This is a genomic window from Aquabacterium humicola (assembly GCF_030167915.1).
Taxonomy (GTDB): Bacteria; Pseudomonadota; Gammaproteobacteria; order Burkholderiales; family Burkholderiaceae_C; genus Pseudaquabacterium; species Pseudaquabacterium humicola.
Genome location: NZ_JARGNB010000002.1, coordinates 161,712 through 188,392 on the forward strand (window position 1 = coordinate 161,712; position 26,681 = coordinate 188,392).

Annotated in this window: 23 protein-coding genes; 6 read left to right on the plus strand and 17 right to left on the minus strand. The window is 71.4% G+C overall.

Annotation, left to right across the window (positions count from 1 at the left end; all coding sequences use genetic code 11):
• From P1K89_RS11025 to P1K89_RS11045, 5 genes are all read right to left on the minus strand, one after another.
• Positions 1–729 carry a pseudouridine synthase gene (locus P1K89_RS11025; protein WP_284616500.1) on the minus strand — a complete coding sequence of 243 codons (729 nt, stop codon included), beginning with the start codon at positions 727–729 and terminating at the stop codon, positions 1–3.
• Positions 729–2,105: a twin-arginine translocation pathway signal gene (locus tag P1K89_RS11030; RefSeq protein WP_284616501.1), complete on the minus strand. Its 1,377-nt coding sequence runs from the start codon at positions 2,103–2,105 to the stop codon at positions 729–731. The genes P1K89_RS11025 and P1K89_RS11030 overlap by 1 nt, the downstream gene beginning before the upstream one ends.
• A gap of 25 nt (positions 2,106–2,130) precedes the next feature.
• Positions 2,131–3,111, minus strand: coding sequence for a P1 family peptidase (locus P1K89_RS11035; RefSeq protein WP_284616502.1), 981 nt, complete (start codon positions 3,109–3,111; stop codon positions 2,131–2,133).
• Between the two features lie 70 nt (positions 3,112–3,181).
• A complete protein-coding gene (locus P1K89_RS11040; RefSeq protein WP_284616503.1) occupies positions 3,182–3,562 on the minus strand; it encodes a tautomerase family protein in 381 nt (126 codons plus the stop codon).
• A 15-nt stretch (positions 3,563–3,577) separates the two neighbouring features.
• Positions 3,578–3,751 carry a hypothetical protein gene (locus tag P1K89_RS11045; protein ID WP_284616504.1) on the minus strand — a complete coding sequence of 58 codons (174 nt, stop codon included), beginning with the start codon at positions 3,749–3,751 and terminating at the stop codon, positions 3,578–3,580.
• A gap of 137 nt (positions 3,752–3,888) precedes the next feature.
• On the opposite strand from P1K89_RS11045, the gene P1K89_RS11050 reads away from it, so the two are divergent.
• Positions 3,889–4,791, plus strand: a complete 903-nt coding sequence (locus P1K89_RS11050) for a LysR family transcriptional regulator (RefSeq protein ID WP_284616505.1) — start codon at positions 3,889–3,891, stop codon at positions 4,789–4,791.
• A gap of 5 nt (positions 4,792–4,796) precedes the next feature.
• Here P1K89_RS11050 and P1K89_RS11055 read toward each other — a convergent pair whose 3' ends face one another.
• A complete protein-coding gene (locus P1K89_RS11055; protein ID WP_284616506.1) occupies positions 4,797–5,912 on the minus strand; it encodes an acyl-CoA dehydrogenase family protein in 1,116 nt (371 codons plus the stop codon).
• 11 nt (positions 5,913–5,923) lie between these two features.
• Positions 5,924–7,105 (minus strand): acyl-CoA dehydrogenase family protein, encoded by a 1,182-nt coding sequence (locus P1K89_RS11060; RefSeq protein ID WP_284616507.1) that lies wholly within the window; start codon positions 7,103–7,105, stop codon positions 5,924–5,926.
• A gap of 195 nt (positions 7,106–7,300) precedes the next feature.
• Between P1K89_RS11060 and P1K89_RS11065 the strand changes: the two genes are divergently transcribed.
• A complete protein-coding gene (locus P1K89_RS11065) occupies positions 7,301–8,833 on the plus strand; it encodes a methyl-accepting chemotaxis protein (protein WP_284616508.1) in 1,533 nt (510 codons plus the stop codon).
• A gap of 16 nt (positions 8,834–8,849) precedes the next feature.
• Here the strand turns inward: P1K89_RS11065 and P1K89_RS11070 are convergent, their stop codons facing one another.
• Both P1K89_RS11070 and P1K89_RS11075 read right to left on the minus strand, forming a co-directional pair.
• Positions 8,850–9,491 carry a retropepsin-like aspartic protease family protein gene (locus P1K89_RS11070; protein WP_284616509.1) on the minus strand — a complete coding sequence of 214 codons (642 nt, stop codon included), beginning with the start codon at positions 9,489–9,491 and terminating at the stop codon, positions 8,850–8,852.
• A 4-nt stretch (positions 9,492–9,495) separates the two neighbouring features.
• Positions 9,496–9,996, minus strand: a complete 501-nt coding sequence (locus tag P1K89_RS11075; RefSeq protein WP_284616510.1) for a YajQ family cyclic di-GMP-binding protein — start codon at positions 9,994–9,996, stop codon at positions 9,496–9,498.
• A 189-nt stretch (positions 9,997–10,185) separates the two neighbouring features.
• Here P1K89_RS11075 and murB point away from each other — a divergent pair, with 189 nt between their 5' ends.
• Complete coding sequence (gene murB / locus P1K89_RS11080) at positions 10,186–11,214, plus strand: UDP-N-acetylmuramate dehydrogenase (protein WP_284617479.1); 1,029 nt, start codon at positions 10,186–10,188, stop codon at positions 11,212–11,214.
• Between the two features lie 120 nt (positions 11,215–11,334).
• Here the strand turns inward: murB and P1K89_RS11085 are convergent, their stop codons facing one another.
• Together P1K89_RS11085 and P1K89_RS11090 are read right to left on the minus strand one after the other, a co-directional pair.
• Positions 11,335–13,548, minus strand: a complete 2,214-nt coding sequence (locus tag P1K89_RS11085) for an ATP-binding protein (RefSeq protein ID WP_284616511.1) — start codon at positions 13,546–13,548, stop codon at positions 11,335–11,337.
• 2 nt (positions 13,549–13,550) lie between these two features.
• Positions 13,551–14,066 carry a putative pterin-binding protein gene (locus P1K89_RS11090; protein ID WP_284616512.1) on the minus strand — a complete coding sequence of 172 codons (516 nt, stop codon included), beginning with the start codon at positions 14,064–14,066 and terminating at the stop codon, positions 13,551–13,553.
• Positions 14,067–14,252: 186 nt separating this feature from the next.
• Here P1K89_RS11090 and P1K89_RS11095 point away from each other — a divergent pair, with 186 nt between their 5' ends.
• Both P1K89_RS11095 and P1K89_RS11100 read left to right on the plus strand, forming a co-directional pair.
• Positions 14,253–16,223: a serine/threonine protein kinase gene (locus P1K89_RS11095; RefSeq protein WP_284616513.1), complete on the plus strand. Its 1,971-nt coding sequence runs from the start codon at positions 14,253–14,255 to the stop codon at positions 16,221–16,223.
• A gap of 134 nt (positions 16,224–16,357) precedes the next feature.
• Entirely contained in the window at positions 16,358–18,064 is a 1,707-nt protein-coding gene (locus P1K89_RS11100; RefSeq protein ID WP_284616514.1) for a long-chain fatty acid--CoA ligase, read from the plus strand.
• Between the two features lie 51 nt (positions 18,065–18,115).
• Here the strand turns inward: P1K89_RS11100 and P1K89_RS11105 are convergent, their stop codons facing one another.
• The 4 genes from P1K89_RS11105 to P1K89_RS11120 all read right to left on the minus strand — a co-directional run bounded on the left by P1K89_RS11105 (position 18,116) and on the right by P1K89_RS11120 (position 21,208).
• Positions 18,116–18,574, minus strand: coding sequence for a VOC family protein (locus P1K89_RS11105; protein WP_284616515.1), 459 nt, complete (start codon positions 18,572–18,574; stop codon positions 18,116–18,118).
• 87 nt (positions 18,575–18,661) lie between these two features.
• Positions 18,662–19,498 (minus strand): helix-turn-helix domain-containing protein, encoded by an 837-nt coding sequence (locus tag P1K89_RS11110; protein WP_284616516.1) that lies wholly within the window; start codon positions 19,496–19,498, stop codon positions 18,662–18,664.
• Positions 19,499–19,511: 13 nt separating this feature from the next.
• On the minus strand, positions 19,512–20,096 hold the full coding sequence (locus P1K89_RS11115; protein WP_284616517.1) for a DUF924 family protein: 585 nt from the start codon (positions 20,094–20,096) through the stop codon (positions 19,512–19,514).
• Positions 20,097–20,248: 152 nt separating this feature from the next.
• Positions 20,249–21,208 (minus strand): GlxA family transcriptional regulator, encoded by a 960-nt coding sequence (locus tag P1K89_RS11120; protein ID WP_284616518.1) that lies wholly within the window; start codon positions 21,206–21,208, stop codon positions 20,249–20,251.
• 65 nt (positions 21,209–21,273) lie between these two features.
• On the opposite strand from P1K89_RS11120, the gene P1K89_RS11125 reads away from it, so the two are divergent.
• Positions 21,274–22,140: an MBL fold metallo-hydrolase gene (locus P1K89_RS11125; RefSeq protein WP_284616519.1), complete on the plus strand. Its 867-nt coding sequence runs from the start codon at positions 21,274–21,276 to the stop codon at positions 22,138–22,140.
• 193 nt (positions 22,141–22,333) lie between these two features.
• Here P1K89_RS11125 and P1K89_RS11130 read toward each other — a convergent pair whose 3' ends face one another.
• Together P1K89_RS11130 and P1K89_RS11135 are read right to left on the minus strand one after the other, a co-directional pair.
• The gene (locus tag P1K89_RS11130) at positions 22,334–24,472 is read right to left on the minus strand and encodes a prolyl oligopeptidase family serine peptidase (RefSeq protein ID WP_284616520.1); all 2,139 of its coding nucleotides are present in this window, start codon (positions 24,470–24,472) and stop codon (positions 22,334–22,336) included.
• Positions 24,469–26,568 (minus strand): prolyl oligopeptidase family serine peptidase, encoded by a 2,100-nt coding sequence (locus P1K89_RS11135; RefSeq protein ID WP_439897988.1) that lies wholly within the window; start codon positions 26,566–26,568, stop codon positions 24,469–24,471. The genes P1K89_RS11130 and P1K89_RS11135 overlap by 4 nt, the downstream gene beginning before the upstream one ends.
• Between the last annotated feature and the right edge of the window lie 113 nt (positions 26,569–26,681).

The following is a 26,681-nucleotide window of genomic DNA, read 5'->3' on the forward strand; positions in this document are numbered from 1 at the left end:
TTATTGTGGCCCGGTGATGGCGCCGGGTCCGTCCAGCCACCGCCACTTGCCGGGCGCCAGATCGTCGGGCAGCACCAGCGCGCCGAAGCGGCTGCGGTGCAAGCCGACCACGTGGTTGCCCACCGCCGCCACCATGCGCTTGACCTGGTGGTACTTGCCCTGCACCAGCGTCAGCCGCAGCGCGCGCTCACCGGTGATCTCGCAGCCTTCGGCGCGCACCGGTGTCGGCTCGTCGTCGAGCATCACGCCGCCGAGCAGCCGTTGCATCTGGTGCTCGTCGACCGGGCGGTCCGTCGTGACCTCGTAGACCTTCGGCACCTGCTTCTTCGGGCTCGTCAGCCGGTGGATCAGCGCGCCGTCGTCGGTCAGCAGCAGCAGGCCGGTGGTGTCCTGGTCGAGGCGGCCGATCGGCTGCACGCCACGCTGGCGCAGCGGCGGCGGCAGCAGCAGCAGCACGCTGGGCCAGGCCGCTGGCTTCTGCGAGCACTCGTAGCCCGCCGGCTTGTGCAGCAGCACCAGGGCCTTTGCGTGATAGGTCCACGGCTGGCCCTCGACTTCGAAGGCCAGGCCGTCGGTCGCGAAACGTTCGCCCGGATCGCGCCGCACCTCGCCGCCGATGCACACCAGCCCGGCGTCGATCAGGCCGGCGACGACGCGCCGCGTGCCGAAGCCCTGCGAGAACAGCAGATCGTCCAGCCGCTGCGTCGCCGCCTCTGCCTTCTTCGCCATCAGTGGTGCAGCTCGATCAGCACGACGCGGTTCTCGCGCGCCGGCCAGGCGACGCCGACGATGCGCTCGGCGATGTCGCCGCTGCGGTAGTCGGCCACCACCGGCCGGCCGGCGTCGGCGAGCTTGAGCTTCGACGCCGACACGCCGGCGACGCCGGGCGGGATGCCGGGTGGCGTCGCCTGGCCGTCGAAGACGATCCGGTCGCGCGGCAGCCCGAAGTAGCCGCGCGGCCGGCTCAGCGTGACCACCGATGCGGCGTCCTTGTCGGCATCGGCCAGACGCTCGGCGCGCAGGTGCACGAGGTCGGACGAGCGCGGGAAGGGCGAGCGGTAGACATGGGTCGTCGCCAGGCCGGGCGCGGCGACCTCGAACTCGAGCGCGGTGCCGCTGTCCACCGTCACCGGGCCCCAGCGGCCATCGGCGCCGACGGTCCTGTCGATCAGCGCCGCGCCGCGCCGTGCACCGGTGGCAGGATCGACCGCGTAGACCGCGACCTTCGCGCCCGGCAGCGGCAGGTTGGTCGGCCCGCCCGGACCGGGGCCGGACACCTGGCCGTCCAGCGTGACGCGTGCTTCAGGCGTTATCGCCAGCGTCGCCGGCGCGCAGCCGGTGAGGAAGCGGTGCGCCGCGGCGAAGGCCTCGGCGTGGTAGCTGACCTCGCGGTGGTCGCGGCCCGGCAGCACGACGTTCTCTGCGCCTTTCAACGCCGGGCCGTCGAACGTGACGTTGGTCGGCGTGCCCTTGGCGCCGATCCACACGCCGTCGGGCTGTGCGAACTTGTCGTTGTTGTCCGAGCGCACCGTCAGCCAGCGCACGCCGGGGGTGACCTCCGCACCGTCGGGCCCTTTCGGCGCGTTCAACGCGGTGAGGAAGGGGCCGGCGCCGTTGAACTCGTTGCCCGGACGGAAGGTCGGATTCGCCCACACGCCGTGGTTCGGCGTGCCGCCGAGGATGGCGTGCGAGACCATCCTGTCGCCGCCGCCGTTCTGGATGTAGTTGCGGATCGCGTTGCCGCCGCGGGAGTTGCCGATCAGCACGACCTTGTCGGCGCCGGTGGCCTTCAGCACGCGCTGCACTTCGGCGGCGAGGTGCTCGCGCTGCTCGGTGGACGAGCTGCGCCCGGGCTGCTCCTTCGCGTCGTCGTCGCGCGCCAGCGGGTAGGGGAAGTGCACCGCGTGCAGGCGCTCGCGCGGCCAGCCGTTGGATTCGAAGCGCCACTGCGTGGTGGTCCACAGCGCCGCGGTGTCGCCGTTGCCATGCACGAAGACGATCGGCGGCGTCGCTTCGGACGCGGGCGGGCTGCCGCTGGCGCAGGCCGCGAGAAGCGCGGCCCCGGCGGGGATCAGCAGCAGCAGCGAACGGCGGGTGAATCTCATCGGCGGTCTCCTCGCGTCTTCTGGTTCAGCCCCAGCCGAGTTCGCTCGACGAGGGCAGGGGGGGATCGTTCAATCCGCTGGCGGCGCGCACCGCGTTCACGACCGCGCGCGCCGTGACCTCCGCGGCCAGCGCACCCAGCACCGTCAGGTGGCCGGCCCGTCCGCTGGCGCCGGTGGCCAGCGCGAACAGCGTATCGCCGTCGGTCAGCGTGTGCACCGGGTTGATGCTGCGCGCGAGGCCGTCGTGGGCCATCGAGGCCAGCTTGTTGGCCTGCGCCTTGGTGAGTGCGGCATCGGTCGCGACGACGCCGATGGTCGTCGCCATGCCGTCGAGCAGGCGCGCGGGCAGCGCGCCGGCGCGGATCGCGGCCATGGTGTCGCGCGGTGTGCGGCCATCGTCGGCGCGCGAGCCGGCGAGCAGGCGGCCGCTGGCCGGGTCGATGACGTCGCCAATCGCGTTCACCGCCATCAGCGCCGCGACGGTGATCGCGCCGACCTTGATCGACGCGCTGCCGATGCCGCCCTTCATCGCGTGGTCGATGCCGAAGAGTTTGCCGACCGACGCGCCGGCGCCGGCGCCGACCGAGCCCTGCGCCGGGGCGTCGGTGCTCGCGGCCGCACAGGCGGCATGGCCCGCCGCGGCATCGGGGCGGATGTGCGCATCGCCGACCCACAGGTCGAACAGCACCGCGGCTGGCACGATAGGCACGCGGGCGGGACCGACCTCGACGCCGATGCCGCGCTCCTCGAGCCAGCGCATCACGCCGTCGGCCGCGGCCAGGCCGAAGGCACTGCCGCCGGACAGCAGCACGGCATGCACGTGCTCGATCACGTTGCTCGGATGCAGCAGGTCGGTCTCGCGCGTGCCCGGCGCGGCGCCGCGCACATCGACGCCGCAGACCGCGCCGGCTTCGCACAGCACGACGCTGCAGCCGGTGGGCCGGCGAGGGTCGGTGAAGTGGCCGACCTTCAGGCCGCGGACGTCGACGAGAGAACCGGAATGCATGCGGCCAGCGTATCACCGGCCGTCAGGCGGACGCGTCGTCGACGCGTCAGGATCGGCCCTATGAGCCGGCCTAGATGTGCGGCTGCCGTCCGCCGCCGAAGGCCCAGTTCTCCCAGGTCGTTTCCTGGAAGATCACCATCACCTGCTCGGTGTCGACGTCCTGCGCCGCCAGCCGGGTCATCAGGTCCTTCAGCAGCCCGCGCTTGACCTTCACGCTGCGGCCGGCCGACCACAGGATCTCGATGATCGCGAACTGCTCGTTGCGGTCGCGCTCGAGGTCCGGATAGCGTGCATCGACGCGCAGGTTGTCGGCCTTCAGCTCGATCACGCGCTGGAAGCGGTCGGCCGCTGGCACGCCGGTGGCGACCAGCGCGGCATGCACCGCGTCGAGCAGCGCGGTCTTGTAGGCGGGCGGGTGCTGCTCGCGCAGGGTCAGGGTGACGAGGGGCATGGTGGGAATCTCCGGTCAGCGGGTGGTGGGGCGCGCGGCGGCGAAGAGCGAGCGCAGCCGGCGTGCCACGGCGTTCCAGAAGTCCTGGCGGGCCTGCTCGCGCAGTTCGATGGCCCGGCGCCGCGCGGCGGCGGTCAGCGCGCTGCGATCGCGCGGGGTGAGGAGTTGAAGAGGCAGGGGCTGATGCATGGCGGGTTCCTTCGAATGGTGTGACGCCACTCTAGGAATCGGCGGCCGACTCGGAAACGGCGCGCCGCCCAAATCGGTCTTGCGGCATCTGCAACACCGGCTGCACCACCGCTGGCTTCAACCTACGATGCAGGCCCATGGACGATCTGGCTTTCGACGACCTGAAACTCTTCGCCCGTGTCGCCGCACTGGGCACCTTGTCGGCGGTCGCACGCGAGCGCGATGTGCCGGTGAGCCAGGTGTCGCGCGCGCTGGCGCGCATCGAGAAGACCTGCGGCGCGCGCCTGGTGCACCGCTCCACGCATGCGCTGGCGCTGACCGCCGAGGGCGAGACCTTCCTCGACTACTGCCAGCGCCTGGGCTCGACGATCGAGTCGCTCGAAGGCGAATTCGCCGACTCGGCGCGCGAGCCGGCCGGGCTGGTGCGGGTCGCCGCGAGCACGGTGATCGCGCAGTACCAGCTGCTGCCCAGCCTGGCGACGCTGGCCGAGCGTCATGCGAAGCTGCGCGTTGAACTGGAGGTCAGCGACCGGCTGGTGGACATGGCGCGCGACGGCATCGACATCGCGATCCGCACCTCGAGCGCCTTGCCGGACACGATGATCGCGCGCCGCATCGGCGAGCTCGGCCGTGCGCTGTACGCGTCGCCGCTCTACGCCGAGCGACATGGGCTGCCCGCACAGCCCGAGGACCTGCACCGCCACCGGCTGGTCGCCAACACCGCGGCGACGCAGCTGAACCACTGGCCGTTCATCGTCGACGGCCGCGCGATGAAGCTCTCGGTCGACGGTTTCTGGCGCACCAACGACACCGGCCTGGCCGCGAACATGGTGCTGCAGGGCCTGGGCATCGGGCGCCTCGCGACGCTGGTCGGCGCGCCGCTGGTGCAGGCAGGCCGGCTGGTGCCGGTGCTGCCCGCGTTCAGCGACCCGCAGCCGGTGCCGATCTACGCCGTCACCGCGTCGGCGCGGCAGCGGCTGCCGAAGATCCGCGCCTGCCTGGACTTCTGGGCAGATTGGTTCGGCAGCCGGCCGGCCTGATCAGTTCACGCGAAAACGCCCGCGGTGTCCTGCATGCGGTTGGACACCTCGCCCAGGTGGTGCATCGTGTCGCCCAGCGTCATCTCGAGCACCGTCAGGCGCTTGAAGTAATGACTGCCGATGTACTCGTCCGTGACGCCGATGCCGCCGTGCATCTGGATGCACTGCTGGCCGACGAAGCGCATGCTGTTGCCCAGCTGCACCTTGGCCTGCGACAGCGCGCGGCGGCGCTGGGCGCCAAGCTCGCCGAGCTTCAGGCTGGCGAAGTAGCTCATCGAGCGGCCGAGCTCGAGCTGCATCTTGACGTCGGCGATGCGGTGGCGCAGCGCCTGGAAGGTGGCCAGCGTGACGCCGAACTGCTTGCGCGTGTTCAGGTACTCGACCGTCAGCGCGACCAGCTTGTCCATCGCACCGACGCCTTCGGCGCAAGCCGCGGCGATGCCGATGTCGGTGGCGGTCTCCAGGGCCGCGAGGCCGTCCTTCGTGATGAGCGTCGCCGCCGCGTTGGCCAGCTTCAGCTCGCCGGCGCGCGCGCCGTCCTGCGTCGGGTAGGCCTTGACCTCGACGCCCGCCGCGGCCTTCTCGACGAGGAAGAGCGCGACCCGGCCGTCCAGCATCGCCGGCACGATGAAGGCATCGGCTTCGTCGGCCGCCGGCACGACGTGCTTGGCGCCGCTCAGAGCGAAGCCCGCGCCCTGGGCCGTCGCGCTCGTGGAGATCTTGTCGAGCCGGTAGCGTGCGCCGCGTTCCTGCCACGCGGGAATCACGAGAGATTCGGCGCCTGCGATCTTCGGCAGCCAGGCGGCTTGCAGTTCCGGCGAACCGGCCTGCAGCAGCGCGGGCGCCATCAGTGCGGCGGCCGCGTAGGGCGCGTTGACCAGCCCGCGGCCGAGCTCTTCCATCACGACCATCGCCTCGACCGGGCCGAAGCCCATGCCGCCGTGCGCCTCGGGCACGATCAGGCCGGCGAGGCCCAGCTCGGCGAGCTCGGCGTACACCTCGCGCGTCCGGCCGCCGGCCTTGGCGATGCCATGGCGGCGCTCGAAGGTGAAGCCCTTGTCGACCCAGCGGGCCACCGCGTCGCGCAGCGAGACCTGGTCGTCGGTGAATTCGAAGTCCATGTCTTGCCTCCTCAGGAACCGAGCACCGTCTGCGCGACGATGTTGCGTTGCACTTCGTTCGAACCGCCGTAGATCGTCGTCTTGCGGTAGTTGAAGTAGGTGCCGGCCAGCGGCGCGCAGATCGCGGCGCCGGCGAAGTCGCCCTGCCAGCCGGCTTCCATCGCCTCGTGCACGTAGGGCACGGTGGACGGGCCGGCGGCCAGCATCATCAGCTCGGTGTAGCGCTGTTGGATCTCGCTGCCGCGGATCTTCAGCAGGCCTGCGATGTCCAGGCTCGCCTTGCCGCTCTTTTCGGCCGACAGCACGCGCAGCACCATCATCTCCAGCGCGACCACGTCGACCTCCAGCAGCGCGATCTGGTCGCGGAAGCGCTGGTCGTCGTAGAGGCCTTCGGCCTTGGCCAGGCGCTTCAGCCGCTCGAGCTCGCGCTTGGCGCGGTTGACGTCGGCGATGTTGGTGCGCTCGTGCGCCAGCAGGTGCTTGGCGTAGGTCCAGCCCTTGTTTTCCTCGCCGATCAGGTTCTCGGCGGGCACCTCGACGTTGTCGAAGAAGACTTCGTTGACCTCGTGCTCGCCGTCGAGCGTGATGATCGGGCGCACCGTGATGCCGGGCGACTTCATGTCGATCAGCAGGAACGAGATGCCCGTCTGCGGCTTGCCTTCGCTGCTGGTGCGCACGAGGCAGAAGATCCACTCGCCGTACTGGCCGAGCGTGGTCCAGGTCTTCTGGCCGTTGACGATGTACTTGTCGCCGACCCGTTCCGCGCGCGTCTTCAGCGACGCCAGATCCGAGCCCGAGCCCGGCTCGCTGTAGCCCTGGCTCCACCAGACCTCGCCGGAGGCGATGCCGGGCAGGAAGCGCTTGTGCTGCTCGGGCGTGCCGAAGTGCATGATCACCGGCGCCACCATCACCGGCCCGAAGGGCACGATGCGCGGCGCGCCGGCCAGCGCGCACTCCTCCTCGAAGAGGTGCTTCTGCACCGCGTTCCAGCCGGGGCCGCCGAACTGCTTGGGCCAACCGTAGCCCAGCCAGCCCTTCTTGCCGAGGATCTTGGCCCAGCGCTGCATGTCGTCACGCGACAGGCGCAGCGAATTGAGCACCTTGTGGCTCAGGTCCTTCGGCAGGTTCTCCGCGACCCATTCGCGGATCTCGTTGCGGAAGGCCAGTTCTTCCGCGGTGAAGTTCAGGTCCATGGCGTCTCCATTTGGCCGCGCCACGGGTTTTAGCACGACCGTTCGCTTTCCTTCTGTCCCGGCCGGGACAAGGCCAGGGCTTGATGCGGGGCAAGAAGTGACGGGCGAAGGCCGCCCTTGTCGCCGGACCGCGCCGGTCAAGGTCTCCTGACAATGCCGGCACCGCTTAGTCAAGCTGTATACGGAGCGTCCCACTTGAACAAGTTCAGCATCAAGGCCCGCCTGGGCCTGCTCGTCGCGGCGCTGCTGGCGCTGCTGGTGGCCTCGGTGGCCTTGACGGTGCTGCGGGCCGGCCAGGCCAGCCGTACGCTCAGCGAGCTGTACCACGACCGCGTGGTGCCGCTGAAGCAGCTGAAGGTCGTCGCCGACGGGTATGCCGTCGGCATCGTCGACGCGGCGCACAAGGTGCGCGACGGCGGCATGACGCCCGAGGCCGGCATGAAGGCCGTTGCCGAGGCCCGCACGGCGATCGACGCGCAGTGGAAGGCCTTCACCGAGGGCCAGCGCAATGCGCAGGAACGAGCGCTGATCGACAAGGGCCGTCCGCTGCTGACCGCCGCCGATGCCAGCGTGCAGAAGCTGGTCGCGCTGATGAAGGCCAACGACACCGAGGCCCTGCGCGCCTTCGCGGCCAAGGACATGTACCCGGTGATCGATCCGATCGCCGGCGTCGTCGAGGCGCTGATGCAGGTGCAGCTGGAAGTCGCCGAGGCGCAGTACCAGCGCAGCCAGGAAGCGGCGAGCGCCGCGCTGTGGCGCAGCATCGTGATCGCCGCGATCGTCGTCGCCGGCGCCGGCCTGTGGGCCTGGCGCCTCGTGCGCTCGATCGTCGCGCCGCTCGCGCAGGCCGTGCAGCTGGCCGAAGGCGTCGCCACCGGCGACCTGCGCCAGCAGTTCGACACCCGCGCGACGGACGAGACCGGCCAGTTGCTGGGCGCGCTCAAGCGCATGAACGACAGCCTCGCCGGCATCGTCACGCAGATGCGCAACGCCAGCGACTCGATCGCCACCGGCTCGTCGCAGATCGCCACCGGCAATGCCGACCTGAGCCAGCGCACCGAGGAGCAGGCGAGCAACCTGCAGCAGACCGCCGCGTCGATGGAGGAGCTGACCGCCACCGTGCGCCAGAACGCCGAGACCGCGCGCACCGCCAGCCAGATCGCCGCGCAGGCGGCCGATGCCGCGGCGCAGGGCGGCGACGTCGTCGGCCGCGTCGTCACGACGATGGAGGCGATCGACGCCAGCGCGAAGAAGATCGCCGACATCATCGGCGTCATCGATGGCATCGCATTCCAGACCAACATCCTGGCGCTGAACGCCGCGGTGGAAGCCGCCCGCGCCGGCGAGCAGGGCCGCGGCTTCGCGGTGGTGGCCGCCGAGGTGCGTGCGCTCGCGCAGCGCAGCGCGCAGGCCGCGCGCGAGATCAAGGCGCTGATCGGCGAGAGCGCGGGCAAGGTCGAGTCCGGCACCTCGCTGGTCGGCGAAGCCGGCCGCACGATGGACGAGATCGTCGCGCAGGTGAAGCGGGTCAATCAGCTGATCGGCGAGATCAGCGCCGCCAGCCACGAGCAGAGCCAGGGCATCGGCCAGGTCGGCGACGCGGTGGCGCAGCTCGACCAGGTGACGCAGCAGAACGCGGCGCTGGTCGAGGAGAGCGCTGCGGCGGCCGAGAGCCTGAAGGTGCAGGCCGCGCAGATGGCGCAGGCGATGCAGGTCTTCCGGGTGTGAACCCGAGGCGGCGGCTCTAGCGCCGCTCCAGCCGCATCGTGTCGCCGTCGCGGCGCATCGAGAAGCGGCCGAGGAAGCTGTTGCCCAGCAGCGTGAACGGCATCTCGGCCTGCATCACGACCGCCTCGACGTTGAAGACCTCGACGTCGCCGATGCGCACCGACTGCAGCATCACCTGGTACACCGGCACCAGCCCGCCGGCGGTGCTGGAGACGGCGCGTTCGCCGCGCCGCCAATCGAGCCCCAGGCGGTTCGCTTCGCTGGCGCTCATCGCCACCACCGTCGCGCCGGTGTCGACCATGAAGCGTACCGGCTTGCCGTTGATGCTGCCATTGGCGGTGAAATGCCCGCCCTGGCCGACCGGCAGCACGATCTGGCTGCCGCTGCTGGAGGTGGCCCCCGCGCCGACGACAGCGGCCGGCGCCGCGCCCAGCCGCAGCAGGCTGGCGCGGCCATTGACCACCACCTCGGCCTCGCCATCGCCCATGCGCGTCAGGGTCACGCCCTTGACCGTTGCACCCACCGACACCGTGTGCGGCTGGCCGTCGATCAGCAGCAGCGCCTTGCTCGCGCCCAGGCTGCCGGACAGGCTGACGCTCTGTCCCATGGCCGCGAATGGCAGCAGGGCAGCGGCGAGCAACGCGAGGCCGCGGCGCATGGGATCAGTCGCGGAAGTTGTTGAAGGCCAGCGGCACGTCGCTGACTTCTTTTCTGAGCAGCGCGATCGCCGCCTGCAGGTCGTCGCGCTTTCCGCCGGTGATGCGCACGCTGTCGCCCTGGATGGCGGCCTGCACCTTCATCTTGCTCTGCTTGATGAGCTGCTGGATCTTCTTCGCGGTGTCCGAGTCGATGCCCTGCTTGACCGGCACGGTCTGGCGCACCTTGTCGCCGCCCATCTTCTCGATCTTGGCGCTGAAATCGAGGAAGCGCACGTCGACGCCGCGCTTGGTCAGCTTGGCCAGCAGGATGTCCTTGACCTGGCCGATCTGGAAATCGCTGTCGCCCAGCAACTGCAGCGACCGGTCCTTGCCGGATTCCACGCTCTCGATGTGCGCGGACGAGCCCTTGAAATCGAAGCGCGTGCCGATTTCCTTGTTGCTCTGCTCGACCGCGTTGCGCAGTTCGACGAGGTTGGGTTCGAGGACGGTGTCGAAGCTTGGCATGGGGTCGAAATTCTGCCACGCGGCCCCGCCCGGGAACTTGACCTGCTTCGGCGAAAATCCACTGATGGTCTGCCCCCTGCTCACTTCGTTCGCTCCCCCAAGGATCCGAAGGATCCCTCCCGGGATCCATGGGGGCTCAGCGCCCTTCTATGGGCGGCCGGGCGGGCGCTGATGTCCACCGCGCCAGCCCTGCAGATCGATCACGGCGTCAGCCTGCGCGAGCTGAACACCTTCGGCCTGCCGGCGGTGGCGCACACGCTGGTGCGCATCACCAGCGATGCCGACGTGCGGCGCCTGCTCGGCCATCCCGAGCACGGCCGCGCGCCGAAGCTGGTCCTCGGCGGCGGCAGCAACCTGATCCTGACGCGCGACCCGCAGGCGGTGGTGCTGCGCGTCGAGGTGGCGGGCCGGCGCCTCGTCGAGGAACGCGACGACGCCTGGATCGTCGAGCTCGGCGCCGGCGAGACCTGGCACGAGGCCGTCGCCTGGACGCTGGACCAGGGCTGGCCAGGGCTGGAGAACCTGGCGCTGATCCCCGGCACCGTCGGCGCCGCGCCGGTGCAGAACATCGGCGCCTACGGCATCGAGCTGAAGGATCGCTTTGAGTCCCTCGACGCGGTCGACCTCGTCACCGGCCGCAGCGTCACCCTGTCGGCCGCGGCCTGCAACTTCGGTTACCGCGACAGCGTGTTCAAGCAGACGGGCTTCGGCGGCCTCGCCGGCAAGAGCCTGATCACCCGCGTGCGGCTGAAGCTGCCGAAGCCCTGGCATGCGGTGATCGGCTACCTCGACCTCGAGCGCAAGATCGCCGAGACCGGCATCACGCAGCCGGATGCGCGCACGATCTTCGACTGGGTCTGCGCGATCCGCCGCGCCAAGCTGCCCGACCCGGCCGACATCGGCAACGCCGGCAGCTTCTTCAAGAACCCGGTGGTCAGCCCCGAGCAGTGCCGCGACATCATCGCGCGCGACCCGCACATCGTGCACTACCCGATCGACGGCGGCCGCTTCAAGCTGGCCGCCGGCTGGCTGATCGATGCCTGCGGCTGGAAGGGCAAGTCGATCGGCCGCGCCGGCGTCTACGAGAAGCAGGCGCTGGTGCTGGTGAACCGCGGCGGCGCCAGCGGCGCCGAGGTGGTGACGCTCGCGCGGGCGATCCAGGAAAGCGTCTACGGCCGCTTCGGCATCCGGCTGGAGCCGGAGCCGGTGGTTGTCTAGCCGCCGCAGGGCCGCCCCAAGGCGGCTCGCGGCCCCCTTGGGGGGCAGGAGCGAAGCGACGTGGGGGCCTCATGACGGCCGCAGGGCCGCCCCAAGGCGGCTCGCGACCCCCTTGGGGGGCTACGCCTCGACGATGCCCTCGGCTTCGCACAGCCGCCGCGTTGCCAGCACCAGTTCCTCGAAGCGCTGAACGGCCAGCGCCAGCTGCGGCGCACCCAGCGTGCCGGCATCGCGGTTGAGCACCGCCGCGGCATCGGCCAGCGCCGGCAGCCCGAGGTTCAGCGCCGCGCCCTTGACCGCATGGGCGGCCTCGCGCAGGCGGTCGGTGTCGGCATCGCGCATCGCGTCGCGCATGCGGTGCGCGGCGGCGTCGGCCTGGGCGAAGAAGTCGCCATAGAGGGCCGGCGAGCGGGCCGCGCCCATCAGCTCGGTGACCGCGGCGAGGGCCGCGTGGTCGATCAGGCCGGGGGCCGTGGCCGCGGCTTCGGCGGCGGGCGGGTGCGCCGGCTGCGGGGGCGCGCCGGCATGGCGCGCGAACAGGGCCGACAAGGCCTCCAGGCTCACCGGTTTGGTCATCACCTCGTCGATGCCGGCGCGCAGGCAGCGCTCGCGGGTGTCGGCGAAGACGTCGGCCGTCAACGCGATGATCGGTATGCGCGACGCCGGCGCCGGCAGTGCGCGGATCGCCTCGGTGGCGGTGACGCCGTCCATCACCGGCATGTGCACGTCCATCAGCACCAGGTCGAAGGGCTGCTCGCGCATCGCCTGCACCGCCTCCAGCCCGTTGCCGACCTGGTGGCCGTGGTGGCCGAGGCGCTCGAGCAGCGCGCCCAGGTAGAGGCGGTTGACCGGATGGTCCTCGGCTACCAGCACGCGCAGCCCGCCTGCGTGCGCCGCGTCGGCCGGCGCCGGCGCCGGCTGCACCGCGGCGGCCGGCACCAGCGGACAGTGGAACGAGAACACGCTGCCGGCGCCCGGCATGCTGCGCACGAGCAACTCGCCGTCCATCAGCTGCGCCAGGTTGCGCGAGATCGCCAGGCCCAAACCGGTGCCGCCCTGGCGCCGCACCAGCGGATCGTCGGCACGGGTGAAGCGCTGGAACAGGCGGTCGACCGTCGTCGGGTCCATGCCGATGCCGCTGTCGGTGACGTCGAATTCGAGCTGCCGCTGGCCGTCCTCGGTGCTGCGCGCGCGGCAGCCGAGCACGATGCTGCCGCGCTCGGAGAACTTGATCGCGTTGTTCAGCAGGTTGTAGAGAACCTGGCGCGTGCGCGTGGGGTCGAGCCGCACGTGGGTGGGCAGGCGCTCGTCCATGCGCAGCTCCAGCGCCAGGCCCTTGGCGGTGGCCTGCGGCAGCATCAGCGCCTGCACTTCCTGCAGCAGCGCCGGCAGGTCGACGACCTGCGGCGCGAGCGCCAGCGTGCCCGACTCGAGTTTCGCCAGGTCCAGGATGTCGTCGAGCAGTCGCAGCAGGTGCGCGGCGGATTCGTCGGCGGTCTGCAGCCACGCGGCCGACTGCGCGGGGTCGGCCTGCGGCTGCCTCAGCAGCGCCAGCATGCCCAGCAGCCCGTGCAGCGGCGTGCGCAGCTCGTGGCTCATGTCGGCGAGGAACTCGCTCTTGGCGTGGCTCGCCGCCTCGGCCTCGATGCGGGCGTCGCGCAGCTCGTCGGCCAGCGCCTCGAGGTGGCGGCGGCGCTGCTCGAGCTTGCGCATCTGGCGCAGCGCGATGATCGCGAACACCAGCACCATCGCCGACAGGAAGCCGGTCAGCGCCAGCCCGATCTGGTTGTGCTGGCGCACCTTGTCCTGGCGCTCGCTGACCTGCGCGGCGACCTGGTGCGAGGCGTCGAGCAGCAACTGGTGGATCGGATCGGACAGTGCGATCAATTCGTCGAGCAGCGCCCGCGCCGCCTGCGGGCTCAAGGGACCGCGCGGCTGGGCGCTGAGGTAGAGATCGGCGCGCGCGGTGAAGCGGTCGATCTGGCGCAGGGCCTGCTCGTACCCGGTCACCTGCCGCAGCAGCCGGTTCGCGCGCTCGGTGCGCAGCAGCGTGACGCGGCTGACGAAGATGTCGTAGCGCAGCTGCAGCTGCGCCGGCGTGCCGACGGTCGGTTCGACATCCTGGCGCCACTGCTCGCGCAGCCGCAGGTATTCGGTTTCCAGCTGGTACAGGCTCAGCACCAGGTAGTCGTCCTGGTACTGCACGGTGGTGCTCAGCAGCGCGTACTGCCGCACCTGCACGAAGGCGGCCGCCAGCAGCGTCGCCAGCAACAGCAGGCCGGTGACGCCGAACCACGGCGTCAGACGCTGCGGTGGCGGCGCCGGCGCCTCCATGCTCAGGTCACCTCGATGCTGCGCAGCTGCCAGGCGCAGCGCGTGTAGTACAGCGCCTTGCGCAGGGTGGCGTTGCTGTCGAACGGATAGATGATGAACAGCGGCCCCTTGTCCCGCACCGACATCGGCTTGTCGTCGAGCAGGCGCGCGAGCAGCACGTCGAAGCGCTGAACGTCGTCGAACGGGATGTCGACGCGGTAGTCGTTCAGCGCCGTCGCGCGCAGCGCCTGGCCCTGCGCGGACGCCGCGGACAGCACGTCGCGCAGCAGCGGGCCGGTGAACTTGCGCGGCTGGCTGTACCAGGGCGTGCGCGTGGTGTAGCTCTGTTGCGGCAGCTTCTCCAGCATCGCCATGTCGAACTCGGCCTGCGGCTCGCCATTGGTCTGCCGGTTGGGCAGGCGAACGCGCCCGTTGACGGTGAGCACGACCGGGCCCTCGGGGTTGTCGAGTGCCCGGACCGCCAGGCTGGCACCGAGCCAGGGCAAGGCGGCGAAGCTCAGCAGGGAACGGCGCTGCATCGGAGGCGGGAAGGCGGCTGGCAATCGTGGGGGGAGCGATATTAACCGCCGGTCTGCCAAGGGTTGACCCGGATGACAACTGCGCACGCTTGGCTGGTGCATCAGCACTTGGAGGGGGTGACGCGAGCACTTGCTGCGTTAAGCTGCCGGATTGATGATTTCCATCCTTTCCACCGCCGTCGCCTGATGTCTTCCACCTTGGGACCGACCACTCAAGGCGGCCAGGCCAACGCACTGCCCAAGGGCACGCGGCTGGGCGAATTCGAGATCCGCCGCGTCATCGGCGCCGGCGGCTTCGGCATCGTCTACATGGCCTTCGACCACGGCCTCGAGCGCGAGGTGGCGATCAAGGAGTACATGCCGTCGTCGCTGGCGTCGCGCACCGAATCGCTGCATGTCTCGCTGACCTCGCCGTCGAACGAGGAAACCTTCAAGCTCGGCCTGCGGTCCTTCGTCAACGAGGCCAAGCTGCTGGCCCGCTTCGACCACCGCTCGCTGATCAAGGTGCACCGCTTCTGGGAAGAGCGCGGCACCGCCTACATGGTGATGCCGCTGCTGCGCGGCCGCACGCTGCGCGAGGCCCGCCGGCTGATGGAGCAGCCGCCCACCGAGGCCTGGCTGCGCGGGGTGCTCGACCCGGTGCTCGGCGCGCTGGAGGTGCTGCACCGCGAGGACGTGTTCCACCGCGACATCGCGCCCGACAACATCCTGATCGGCGACGACGGCGTGCCGATGCTGCTGGACTTCGGCGCCGCGCGCCACGTGATCCACGGCCGCAGCCAGACGCTGACCGCGATCCTCAAGCCCAGCTACGCGCCGATCGAGCAGTACGGCGAGGCGAACAACCTGCGCCAGGGCGCGTGGACCGATCTCTACGCGCTGGGCGCGACCCTGCACTACCTGATCACCGAGTCGCCGCCCGCCCCGGCCACCGTGCGCACGATCAGCGACGACGTGCCGCCGCTGGCCAGCCTGCCGCGGCCAGGCATCTCCGAAGGCTTCCTGCACGTCGTCGACTGGATGCTGGCGCCGCGGCCGCAGGACCGGCCGCAATCGGTGGCCGAACTGCGCGAGGTGCTGGCCGGCCGCCGCGGCGTGCCGGTGCGTTCGCTGCCGCCGCCGTCGGCCACCGCCTGGCAGCGCACCGAGCTCTACCACCCGCCCGCCGCGCCGGTGCCGACCACCTCGATCGTGCACCAGGAACCGCTGCCGATGCCGGTGCCGGTCGCGCCGACCGGCACCGTGTCGCGGCGCGTCGATCCCGAGCTCAACCGCGACGACGAGACGACACGCGCCGCGCCGCGCCGCGACACGGTGCCGCCGACCGCCACGCGCGCCGCGCCGCGGCCGGCGCAGCCGGCCCTGGACCGGCTGGACTTCGTGCCGTCGCGGCCGATGCCCATGCACAGCGCGCCCGCACCGGCGCCACGCGCGGCGTCCAGCGCCTCGGCCGCGAAGCCGAGTCGCCTGCCCTGGATCGCCGGCGGTGGGGCCGTCGCGGCCGCTGCCGCCGCGCTGGTGTGGATGCTGACCCGGCCCGACGCCCCGCCCGTCGTGGTGCCGCCGCAGGCCGCATCCGCGCCGGCCCCGGCCGCCATGGCCTCGGTGCCCGCGCCGGCGGCCGAGCCGGCATCCGCCCCCGCGCCGGTGGCGGTGACGCCCGAACCCGCGCCGGCCCCCGCGCCGACGCCCGCGCCCGTGGCGACCACGCCCGCGCCCGCTCCCTCCGCGCAACAGCGTCCGGCGGCGCCGGTCGCCGCCACGCCCGCCCCCGCACCGCGGCCCACGTTACCGGCGCCCACGGCCCAGGTCCCGGCCCCGAGCCCGCAGATGTCGGTGGCCAGCGCCGCATTGCGGCCGCTGCCGCAACGCCCGACGACCACCACCGATACCGGCCCCGGCCCGGGCAGCGGCCGCGCGACGCTGCCGACCCGTCCGGAGCCGGCGTCACCGCCACCGCCGGCCCGTGAGACGCCCGCGCCCGCGCCGGTGGCCGCCGCGCGCGATCCGCGCGAGAACTGCGGCAGCCGCATGCTGATCGCGCTGCACCTGTGCCTGGTGCGCGAATGCGCCAAGCCCGCCTACGCCGAGCACCCCGAGTGCGTGCAAGTGCGGGCGATCGAGGAACGCACGCGGCAGCGCATGAACCCGCAGTGACGCGCAGGCGACACGGTCCCCGGATCTAGGCGGCGAAGGCCGCGTCACCAGGGTGACAAGTCGCGGGTTCGCCGGGATGCGGCGCGCTGGCGGCTGGGCTACACCAGCGGCAGTCCCCTTCCACTGCCGCCACCATGAGCCTGCCCGCCGTCCGCCCGCACCATGCGATCTGGCCCCAGCGCCTGCCGCGCGAACTGGTCCTGCCCGAGACCAGCCTGTGGTTCAACCTCGAGGTCGCCGCGACCCGCTTCCCGCAGCGGGCCGCGTACCGCTTCCTCGGCCGCCCGCTGCGCTATGCGGACATGAAGCGCCAGGCCGAGGCGCTGGCCGGCTGGCTGCAGGCACAAGGCGTCGCCAAGGGCGACCGGGTGATCGTCTTCATGCAGAACTGCCCGCAGTTTCCGATCGCGGTGCACGGCATCCTGCGCGCCGACGCTGTCGTCGTGCCGGTGAACCCGATGAACAAGGCCGACGAGTTCGGCCACTACATCACCGATTCGGGTGCGAAGGTGGTGATCTGCAGCGCCGACCTCGCCGGCATCGTCGCCGAGGCCGACAGCCGCCTGCCCGAGTCGCAGCGCCTGCGCCACCTGGTCGCCACGCGCTACGCCGACGCGCTGCCCGCGGAGATCGAGCCCGAGGAGCGGCCGAGCGAGGCGGTGCTGCAATGGCTGCAGGCCGACCCGCCGCTGCCCGCCGGCACGCAGCGCTGGCCCGAGGTGCTGGCCGCCGGCCACGTGCCCGGCCCGCACACCGCGCAGCCGGACGACCTGGCGCTGCTGCCCTACACCTCGGGCACCACCGGCCTGCCCAAGGGCTGCATGCACACCCACCGCACGCTGATGCACAACGTCTTCGGCGCCAGCCAGTGGGGCTGCAGCGGGCCGGAGACGATCAGCCTGGGCGTGGTGCCGATGTTCCACATCACCGGCTTCGTCTACGGCGTGCTCAGCTCGCCGGCCGGCGGCGCGACCACCATCATCCTGCCGCGCTGGGAACGCGAGCTCGCCGGGCGGCTGCTGTCGCGCCACCGGGTGACGCACTGGACCTGCGTGCCGACGATGATCATCGACCTGATGGCGAGCCCGAACTTCGCGAGCTTCGACCTGTCGAGCCTGCGCTACCTGTCCGGCGGCGGCGCGGCGATGCCGTTCGCGGTGGCCGAGCGGCTGCAGAAGGAGTTCGGCATCACCTTCGCCGAGGGCTACGGCCTGACCGAGACCGCCGCGCCCACGCATGCCAACCCGCCCGAGCGCGCGAAGCTGCAGTGCCTGGGCATCCCGATCTTCGGCACCGACTCGCGGGTGATCGATCCCGAGACGCTGGCCGAGCTGCCGCCCGGCGAGGTCGGCGAGGTCGGCGAGATCGTCACCCACGGCCCGATGGTCTTCAAGGGCTACTGGGGCCACCCGGAGGCGACGAAGGCCGCGTTCATCGAGATCGACGGCAAGCCCTTCTTCCGCACCGGCGACCTCGGCCGCATGGACGAGGAAGGCTACTTCTTCATGACCGATCGCTTGAAGCGCATGATCAACGCCAGCGGCTTCAAGGTCTGGCCGAGCGAAGTGGAGCTGCTGCTGTTCAAGTGCCCCGGCGTGCAGGAAGCCTGCGTGATCTCGGCGCGCGACGCCTACCGCGGCGAGACCGTCAAGGCGGTGATCGTGCTGAAGCCCGAGGCGCGCGGCAAGACGACCGAGCAGGACATCATCGACTGGGCGCGCGAGCACATGGCCGCCTACAAGGCGCCGCGCATCGTCGAGTTCGTCGACGTGCTGCCGAAGTCGGGCTCGGGCAAGGTGATGTGGCGGCTGCTGCAGGAGAAGGAAGCGGCCGCCGCCTAGGCGACGAAACGAGCGGCCATCGAGCGGCCATCGGAGCGGCCGTTCGCCGCGTCAAGCCCGCTTCATCAGCTCGTCGTAGCGCCGCTGCATCTCTTCGGTCGACAGGTCCTCGAGGTGGTGGCCGATCAGCCACTGGTGGCCGAAGGGGTCGCGCAGGCGGCAGCTGCGCTCGCCGTAGAACTGGTCGGCCGGTTCCATCTCCATCGTCGCGCCCGCGGCCACCGCGCGTGCGGCGCAGGCATCGCAGTCGTCGACGTGCAGGTGGATCGACGCGCCGATCGAGGTCTCGCCCTGCGGCGCGTGCAGGCCGTACTCCGGGTATTCCTCGCTGAGCATCAGCACCGTCGGGCCGAGCTGCAGCTCGGTGTGGCCGATGCGGCCGGACGGCTCGACGAGCCGCATCTTCTCGACCGCGCCGAATGCCTTGACGTAGAAGGCGATCGCATCGGCCGCACCCTTGACGCGCAGGTAGGGGAAGACCTCGTGGATCACCGGGGGATTGGAGCTCATCGCGTGCCTCCTTGAATCGGGATGCGTTCAGCTTACGTCGCACGCGCGGCGCGGTCTTGAACGTTTTTTCGCCGCGCGGCGCGCGCGTCAGCGGCAGGCGACGTGGCTCGGGAAGTGGGTGGCGCCGCGCCGGTAGTCGCCGGGCGTGAAGCCGGCGAAGCGGCGGAACTCGCGCGCCAGGTGCGCCTGGTCGGCATAACCCGCATCGGACGCGGCCTCGGCCCACGGCGTGCCGGGGTCCGCGGCGTGCAGCAGCCCGTTGAAGCGCAGCAGCGCGGCGTGCACCTTCGGCGCCAGGCCGACCGTCGCGCGGTAGCGGTCGATGAAGCGCGCCGGCGACAGGCCGATGTCGCGCTGCACGTCGCCGACGCGCGCGCCCGCGGCCAGCCGCCTCACCGCCCAGCCGAGCCAGCGCTCGAGGTCGGCCTCGGGCCTCAGGTGGGCGCGCAGCGCGGCTTCCAGCGCGTCGAGCCGCGCGGCCGGTGTCGCCAGCGTGCCGCCGCGAACCAGCCGGTCCTGCAGCGCGGCGGTGAACCCCGGCCACAGCGTGTCCAGCGCCATGCTGCGGCCTGTGAATTCGTCGGCCGGCGCGTCGACGAAGGCGGTCAAGCCGCCGGGCCTGAAGTGCGCGCCGACCACCGCCAGCGCGCCGCCGGTGTCGCGCAGGGTCGCGTGCTGCTGCGCACCCTGCAGCACGCCGCCGGCGAGCCAATGGCCACGCGCATCGTCGCGGCCGGCAAAGCGGCGCAGCGCGCCTTGCGTCAGCGGCACGACCAGGTCGGCGCAGCCGGTCGGCAGGTTCCACTCGCGCGCATGCGGGGCGGCCGAGTGGCGCTCGCTGGTCCACAGGCGCTCGATGAACCGATCGAGCGGCGGTGCCGGGCGGCGGCTCGGCGCTGTGGGGGGCGGCGTGTCGACGGCCATCGCTGGCGACCCGTCAGAAGCTCGATCCCGGCTGCTGCAGGAAGGCGACTTCTTCGGCCGTGCTCGCGCGGCCGAGCGCCGCGTTGCGGTGCGGGAAGCGGCCGAAGCGCTCGACGATGTCGTGGTGCGCCTGTGCCCAGCGCGACAGCCCGGCCAGCGCCGGCTCGTCGGCTTCGAGCTGCGCAAAGAGCCGCAGCGCCTCGCGCTGGCAATCGATGTCCTCGGCATGTTCGAAGGGCAGGTAGACGAACTGCCGCTGCACGCCGGCGAGCCCGCGGTCCGCGCCGCTGGCGACCATCGCCCGCGCCACCGCCAGTGCGCGCACATCGCCGGCAAAGGCGCGCGCGGTGCCGCGGAAGGCATTGCGCGTGAACTGGTCCAGCACGATCACCTGCGCCAGCGCGCCTTCCGGTGTCGCCGCCCACGCGTCGAGGCCACCGGCGATCGCCGCGTCGATGGTCGTGCCGAAACGTTCGCGGATCTGCGCGTCGAAGGCCTCGTCCTTGCGGAACCAGACGGCGCGCGTCTGCAGGTGCTCCGGATCGCCGGGCGGGGCGAACCAGAAGTGAAGCACGGCACGGGCCGTATCGGGTGGCATGGCGGCGGTCATGGGTTCGCGCGAAGCCGCGCACCGGTTCGCGCGGCGGGGGCTGGCTGGCTGCGCACGATAGCAGCGATGCGAAGGCCGGCGGCGCCGAACCCCGGCCGGCGGGAGGGGCGAGCCGGTGGCGCGGCGGCCGTCGATCGCGGTCAGGTTGCGTACCGCCGCCTGAACGCCGTCGGCGTCATGCCTGCGACGCGGCTGAACGCCCGCCGGAAGCTGGAATCGTCGGCGTAGCCGAGGCCGTGACAGACCTGCGCCACCGTCTGCGACGACTGCAGGAGCCGCTCGCCGGCCTGCCGCAGCTTCAGCAGCCGAACGTGCTCGCCGACGCTGCATCCCGCCGCCAGCTTCACCTTGCGCGCCAGCGTGCGTGGTGTCGTCGCCAGCGCGGCCGCCAGCGACGCCAGGCGTGTGTCGCAGGCCGGCGTCCGCTCCACGACGAGGCGCAGGCGGCGCAGCAGGGGATCGGCATCGACCATCTCCAGCCGCTGGAACACCGAGGGCGCAGGGGGTGGTTGCGGCAGCACGACGAAGCGGGCGATGTCGCGCCAGGCTTCGGCGTCGAGTACCCGCTCGACCTCTGCCGCGACGATCGGCTGGTAGCCGTGCGTGCCCGACGCCGTCGAATTCCGACGGGCGATCACGGCACTGTGGCCCCACTGCCAGTCGATGCGCGGGAAGCGTTCGGACAGCCACGGACCCATCCACCAACTGGCCGTGGCCGGCTCGTCGCGCAGGCGGTCGGCCGCCGCCAGCAGCGCCACGCCCGTGCAGTAGCCCCAGCACCTCACGCGGCGATCCAGCGCTCGCAGCGCGCCGACGAGCGGTGCCTGCGCGTCGACCGCCGCCGCCACCTTGGCGGCCGAGTTGGCCCAGAACCCGGGCACCAGCAGCACCTGGCATCGCGCGTCCTCCACGGCGAGCGCAGCGTGCAGCTCGATCCCGTGGGCACATCGGACGGCACCGCCCCGCAAGGCCACGAACTGCCAGCTGAAGAGCGCCTTGTTCGCCCGCACGTTCGCTGCCTGCAACAGGTCGGCCGCCGCGAAGAGCCCGGCCGGCATGCACTGCGGGTAGAGCAGGAGGCCGACATCGAGGGTTGGCATGAATCGCACCAGAATTGTCAGAACAAGCCATGGTAGCCGGGGCGACGCTGGCGCAGCATCGCGGCATGAAGATCTCCCAACTGCGCAACGCCACCGTTCTCGTCGAGATCGGCCCCCATCGCCTGCTGGTCGACCCGATGCTCGCCAAGCAGGGCGCCCTGCCTTCGCTGAAGTGGTTCACCCCGCGCCGCCGGCGCAATCCGCTGGTCGATCTGCCGCCCCAGGCGCCGGGCCTGCTGGACACGGCCACGCGGGCGCTGATCACGCATTGCCGCAAGGGGCACTTCGACCACCTCGACCGCGCCGGCATTCGCTGGCTGCGCGAACGGCAGCTGCCCGTGCTGTGCATGCCCGAGGATGCGGAGCACCTGCGCCGGCGCGGCCTCGCGGTCGAGGCGCTGGCGGCCGAGGGCACTAGCACTGTCGACGGCCTGCGCATCAGCCCGGTCCCCTGCCTGCACGGCGAAGGCTGGATGCTCGGGCGCCTGATGGCGCACGGCCATGGCTACCTGATCGAGCACCCCGGCGAGCCCAGCCTGTACATCGCCGGCGATACCGTGCTGACGGACGACGTGCGCCGGTGCGTGACCGATCGCCGCCCCGCGGTGAGCATCGTGCCGGCCGGCGGCGCCGCCTTCGACCTCGGCGGCGAGCTGATCATGGATGGCGCGCAGGCCCTGGCACTGGCATTGGCGGGCGACGGCGTCTTCATCGCCAACCACCTCGAGGCGCTGGACCATTGCCCCACGCGCCGCGACAGCCTGCGCGCGCAGGCGGCAACGCGCGGACTGGGCGCGCGCTTCCTCGTGCCGGAGGACGGCGACACGATGTGCTTCGACGCCGGCCGGACGGACACGTCACCTGCCGGCGAACACTGCGGCGCCCGCCGGCCGCCCGCCACCCCGGCCCTCGACACCATCGGCCTGCCATGACGTCGGTTGTTCTTCGTCCGACGAGCCTCTTCTCGACGCGCTCGTGCTCGATCACTTCCTGAGTTATCGGAACGACCACTGTCCGACATCGGCGACGGCGCCAGGTCGGGTCACGGGGTCGATCGAGTGGATCGACGCCGCCGGGCGTTCCGCTACTCGGCGACGGCCAAGCGCATCGGGCGGCGCCGCGCCCTCAGCGCGTTGAGGATCGGGCGGCGCTGTCGAGGCCGCCCAGCTGGCGCCACAGGAACGCGAACTCCAGCGCCAGCAGGTCAGCGCGCTGCGCGTTGTCGGCGGCCCCGGCATGGCCGCCTTCGATGTTCTCGTAGTACAGCGGCGCGTGACCCTGCTCGACCATGCGCGCGGCCATCTTGCGGGCGTGGCCCGGATGCACGCGGTCGTCGCGCGTCGAGGTGGTGAACAGCACCTTCGGCAGCTTCGCGCCGGCCTGGACGTTCTGGTAGGGGCTGTAGGGCGCGATCCAGGCCCATTCCTCGGGCTTGTCGGGGTTGCCGTATTCGCTCATCCACGAGGCGCCGGCGAGCAGCTTGTGGTAGCGCTGCATGTCGAGCAGCGGCACCTTGCAGACCACCGCGCCGAAGAGCTCCGGCCGCTGCAGCATCACCGCGCCGACCAGCAGCCCGCCGTTGCTGCCGCCCAGCATGCCCAGGCGCTTCGCGCGGGTGACCTTCGTGGCGGCGAGGTCCTCGGCCACCGCCGCGAAGTCGTCGTAGCTCTTCTGCTTGTTCGCCTTGATGGCAGCCTGATGCCAGGCCGGGCCGTACTCCCCGCCGCCCCGGATGTTGGCGATGACGAAGACACCACCCTTCGCCACCCACGCGCTGCCGTAGGTCGGCAGATACCGCGGCAGCTGCGCGATCTCGAAGCCGCCGTAGCCGTAGAGCAGCGTCGGGTTGTCGCCATCGGCCTTGGCGCCCTTGGGCCAGACGATGAAGTAGGGCACCCTGGTGCCGTCCTTCGATACGGCGAAGCGCTGTTCGACGCGTGCGCCGTCGGCATCGAAGAACGCCGGCAGCGCCTTCGTGCGCTGCAGCTGGTCGCGTGCGGTGTCGGCGAGGTACAGCGTGTCCGGCGCCAGCAGGCTGGTGTGCGTGACCCAATAGGCCTCGGCCAGCGCATCGTCGGCGAGCCACGGGTCGTGCAGGCCGGCGAGGGTCAGCGTGCCGGGCGCCGGGGTGGCGATGTCGCGGCGGCGCCAGCCGTCGGCCGCAGGTGCCCAGGCTTCGAGGCGGCCGGCGACATCCTCCAGCACGTTCAGCAGCAGCTGCGTGCGCGTCGTCGCATACCCTGCGAGCGAGCGTTTCGCGGTCGGCTCGAAGAGGCGTTCGAATGTCGCTTCGCCCCGCATCAGCGCGGCGAAGTCGGCCACCAGCAGCGCACCGCGCGCATGGCCCTGCCAGTCGCTCTTCAGCTCGATCAGCGCGCGCGGGCCCCAGAAGCGCAGGCGGGCGTCGCGCGGGATCGGGATGGCCTGCAGGCGGCCGTCTTCGCCGAGCAGCGAGCGGCGGATGTCCCAGCGGCTGACGTAGCGCGTCAGCACGGTGCGCGCGCGGCCGCGGTCGCTGAAGTCGACCTCGACATCGGCGCCGACATCGGCCGGCTCGGCTTCGAACACGGTGGTCGCGGCGGCCAGCGGCGTGCCGCGCTGCCAGCGCTTGACGATGCGCGGGTAGCCGGACGTCGTCATCGAGCCGGCACCGAAGTCGGTGGCGACGTACAGCGTGTCCGCACCGGCCCAGGTGACGTCGGACTTGGCTTCCGGCAGCGTGAAGCCGCCGTCGACGAAGCGCTTGTCCACCGTGTCGAACTCGCGCAGCACCTTCGCATCGGCGCCGCCGCGGGACAGGCTCAGCAGGCAGCGGCGGTAGCTCGGACCGAGGCACTGCGCGCCGCCCCAGACCCAGTTCTCCTTCTCCGCCGCGGCCAGCGCATCGAGATCGAGCACCGTCTCCCAGGCCGGCTCCGCCTTGCGGTACTCGTCGAGCGTCGTGCGCCGCCAGAGGCCGCGCGGATGCCCGGCATCGCGCCACAGGTTGTAGAGCTGCGCGCCGTGGCGCGTGACCTGCGGGATGCGCGCGGTCGAGTCGAGCACCGCGCGCAGCTGCTCGCGCGTCGCGGCGAAGCTCGGGTGGACTTCCAGCACGGCGCGCGTTGCCTTGTTCTGCGCGCGCACCCAGTCGAGCGCGCGCTCGCCCTGCACGTCCTCGAGCCACAGGTAGGGGTCGGCCACCGGGCCGTCGGCACGGGCCGTGCCGAGGGCGGCGCCGAGCAGCAGCGCGGCGGCGATCACCTTCACGAGCGAGGCCTTCATGGCGCCGTGGAGAGTTGCTGCCACAGGAACGAGAACTCCAGTGCCATCAGGTCGGCGCGCTGCGCGTTGTCGGCCGCGCCGCCGTGGCCGCCTTCGATGTTCTCGTAGTACAGCGGCGCATGGCCCTGCTCCAGCATGCGCGCGGCCATCTTGCGGGCATGGCCGGGATGCACGCGGTCGTCGCGGGTGGAGGTCGTGAACAGCACCTTCGGCAGCTTCATGCCGGGCCGGACGTTCTGGTACGGGCTGTACTTCGAGAGCCAGGCCCACTCGTCGGCCTTGTCCGGGTCGCCGTACTCGGCCATCCACGACGCGCCGGCGAGCAGCTTGTGATAGCGGCGCATGTCCAGCAGCGGCACCTGGCAGACGACGGCCTTGAACAGCTCGGGCCGCTGCAGCATCACCGCGCCGACCAGCAGCCCGCCGTTGCTGCCGCCCTCGATGCCCAGGTGCTGCGCGCTGGTGACTTTCTGCGCGATCAGGTCCTCGGCGACGGCCGCGAAGTCGTCGTAGCTCTTCTGCTTGTTGGCCTTCGTGGCAGCCTGATGCCAGGCGGGGCCGTACTCGCCCCCGCCCCGGATGTTGGCAACGACGAGCACGCCGCCTTGGGTGTACCAGGCCGTACCGAACCCCGCCGAATACCACGGCTGCTGCGACACCTCGAAGCCGCCGTAGCCGTACAGCAGTGTCGGGTTCCGGCCATCGGCCTTCGCCCCCGGCGGCCAGACGATGAAGTAGGGCACCTTGGTGCCGTCCTTGGAGGTCGCGAAGCGCTGCTCGACCTTGATGCCCTTGGCATCGAAGAAGGCCGGCCGCGCCTTCAGCAGCGTGCGCTCGTCGCTGCCGGTGCGCGCGAGCATCAGCGAATCGGGCGTGACGAAGTCCGTGTACGTCACGAGGTAGGACTCGGCCAGCGCATCGTCCTTCAGCAGCGGGTCGTGCAGGCTGCTCGCCCCCAGGGTGCCGGGGAAGGGCGCCTTCACCTCGCGGCGCTGCCAGCGCTTGTCCACGTGCCGCCACTCCTCGAGCCGGCCGGCGACGTTGTCGAGCACCGTCAGCACCACCGTGCCGTGCGTCGTGCTGATGCCGCCCAGCGAACGCGTCGCCGTCGGCGTGAAGAGGGCGGTGAAGCGGCGCTCGCCGGCGAGGTAGGCCTTGGCGTCGGTCACCAGCAGCGAGCCGCTCTTCCAGGTGACGTCGCCGAGCTTCCAGTCGCTGCGCAGCTGGATGAGCAACTGGTCGCGCCAGAAGGTGAAGTCGCTGTCGCTCGGGCGTTCCAGCCGCACCGGCTTGCCGCCTTCGAGCAGCGTGAGCTCGGTGTTGTAGAAGTCGCTCGCGCGGCCGAACACGGTGCGCTCGAAGCCGGGCGTGCGGTCGACGCTGGCATAGGCGTAGACGTCCTTCGGCTGCGCCTCGAACACCGTGCTTGCTTCGGCGAGCGGCGTGCCGCGCTTCCAGCGCTTGATGATGCGCGGGTAGCCGGAGTCGGTCATCGAGCCGGGGCCGAAGTCGGTGCCGACGTACACCGTGTCGGCGTCCTGCCACTCGATCTGCGTCTTGGCCTCGGGCAGCGTGAAGCCGCCGGCGACGAAGGCCTTCTTCGCGATGTCGAACTCGCGCACCACCACCGCGTCGGCGCCGCCACGCGACAGCTTCAGCAGGCAGCGGTTGTAGTCGGGGCCGAAGCAGTCGGCGCCGGACCAGACCCAGTTCTCGTTGTCGGCCTTGGCCAGCGCGTCCAGGTCGATCAGCGTTTCCCACGCAGGGTTCGGCTTGCGGTACTCGTCCAGCGTCGTGCGGCGCCACAGGCCACGCTGGTTGCCGGCATCGCGCCAGAAGTTGTAGAGGTGGCCGCCGCGGCGGCTGACGTAGGGGATCTTCTCGCGCGAATCGAGGATGGCGCGGAAGGTGTCGCGCATCGTGCCGAAGCGCGGGAAGGCCTGCAGCAGGGCGCGCGACTGCGCATTGCGCTCGCGCACCCAGGCCAGGGCCTTGTCGCCCTGCACGTCTTCGAGCCAGAGGTAGGGGTCGTCGGCGGTGGCCGTGCTGGTGGGGCCGGCGGCGCCAGTGGAAGAGTCGGTCGGGGTGGCGGCCATCGTCAAGGGGGTGGTGGCGGCCAGCAGCAGCGCGGGCAGCAGGGAGGTCAGAACGCGGGGCATGAAACGACAGCGGCCCTCATGGGGCCGCTGGTGTTGGGGCGGTGGCCGGA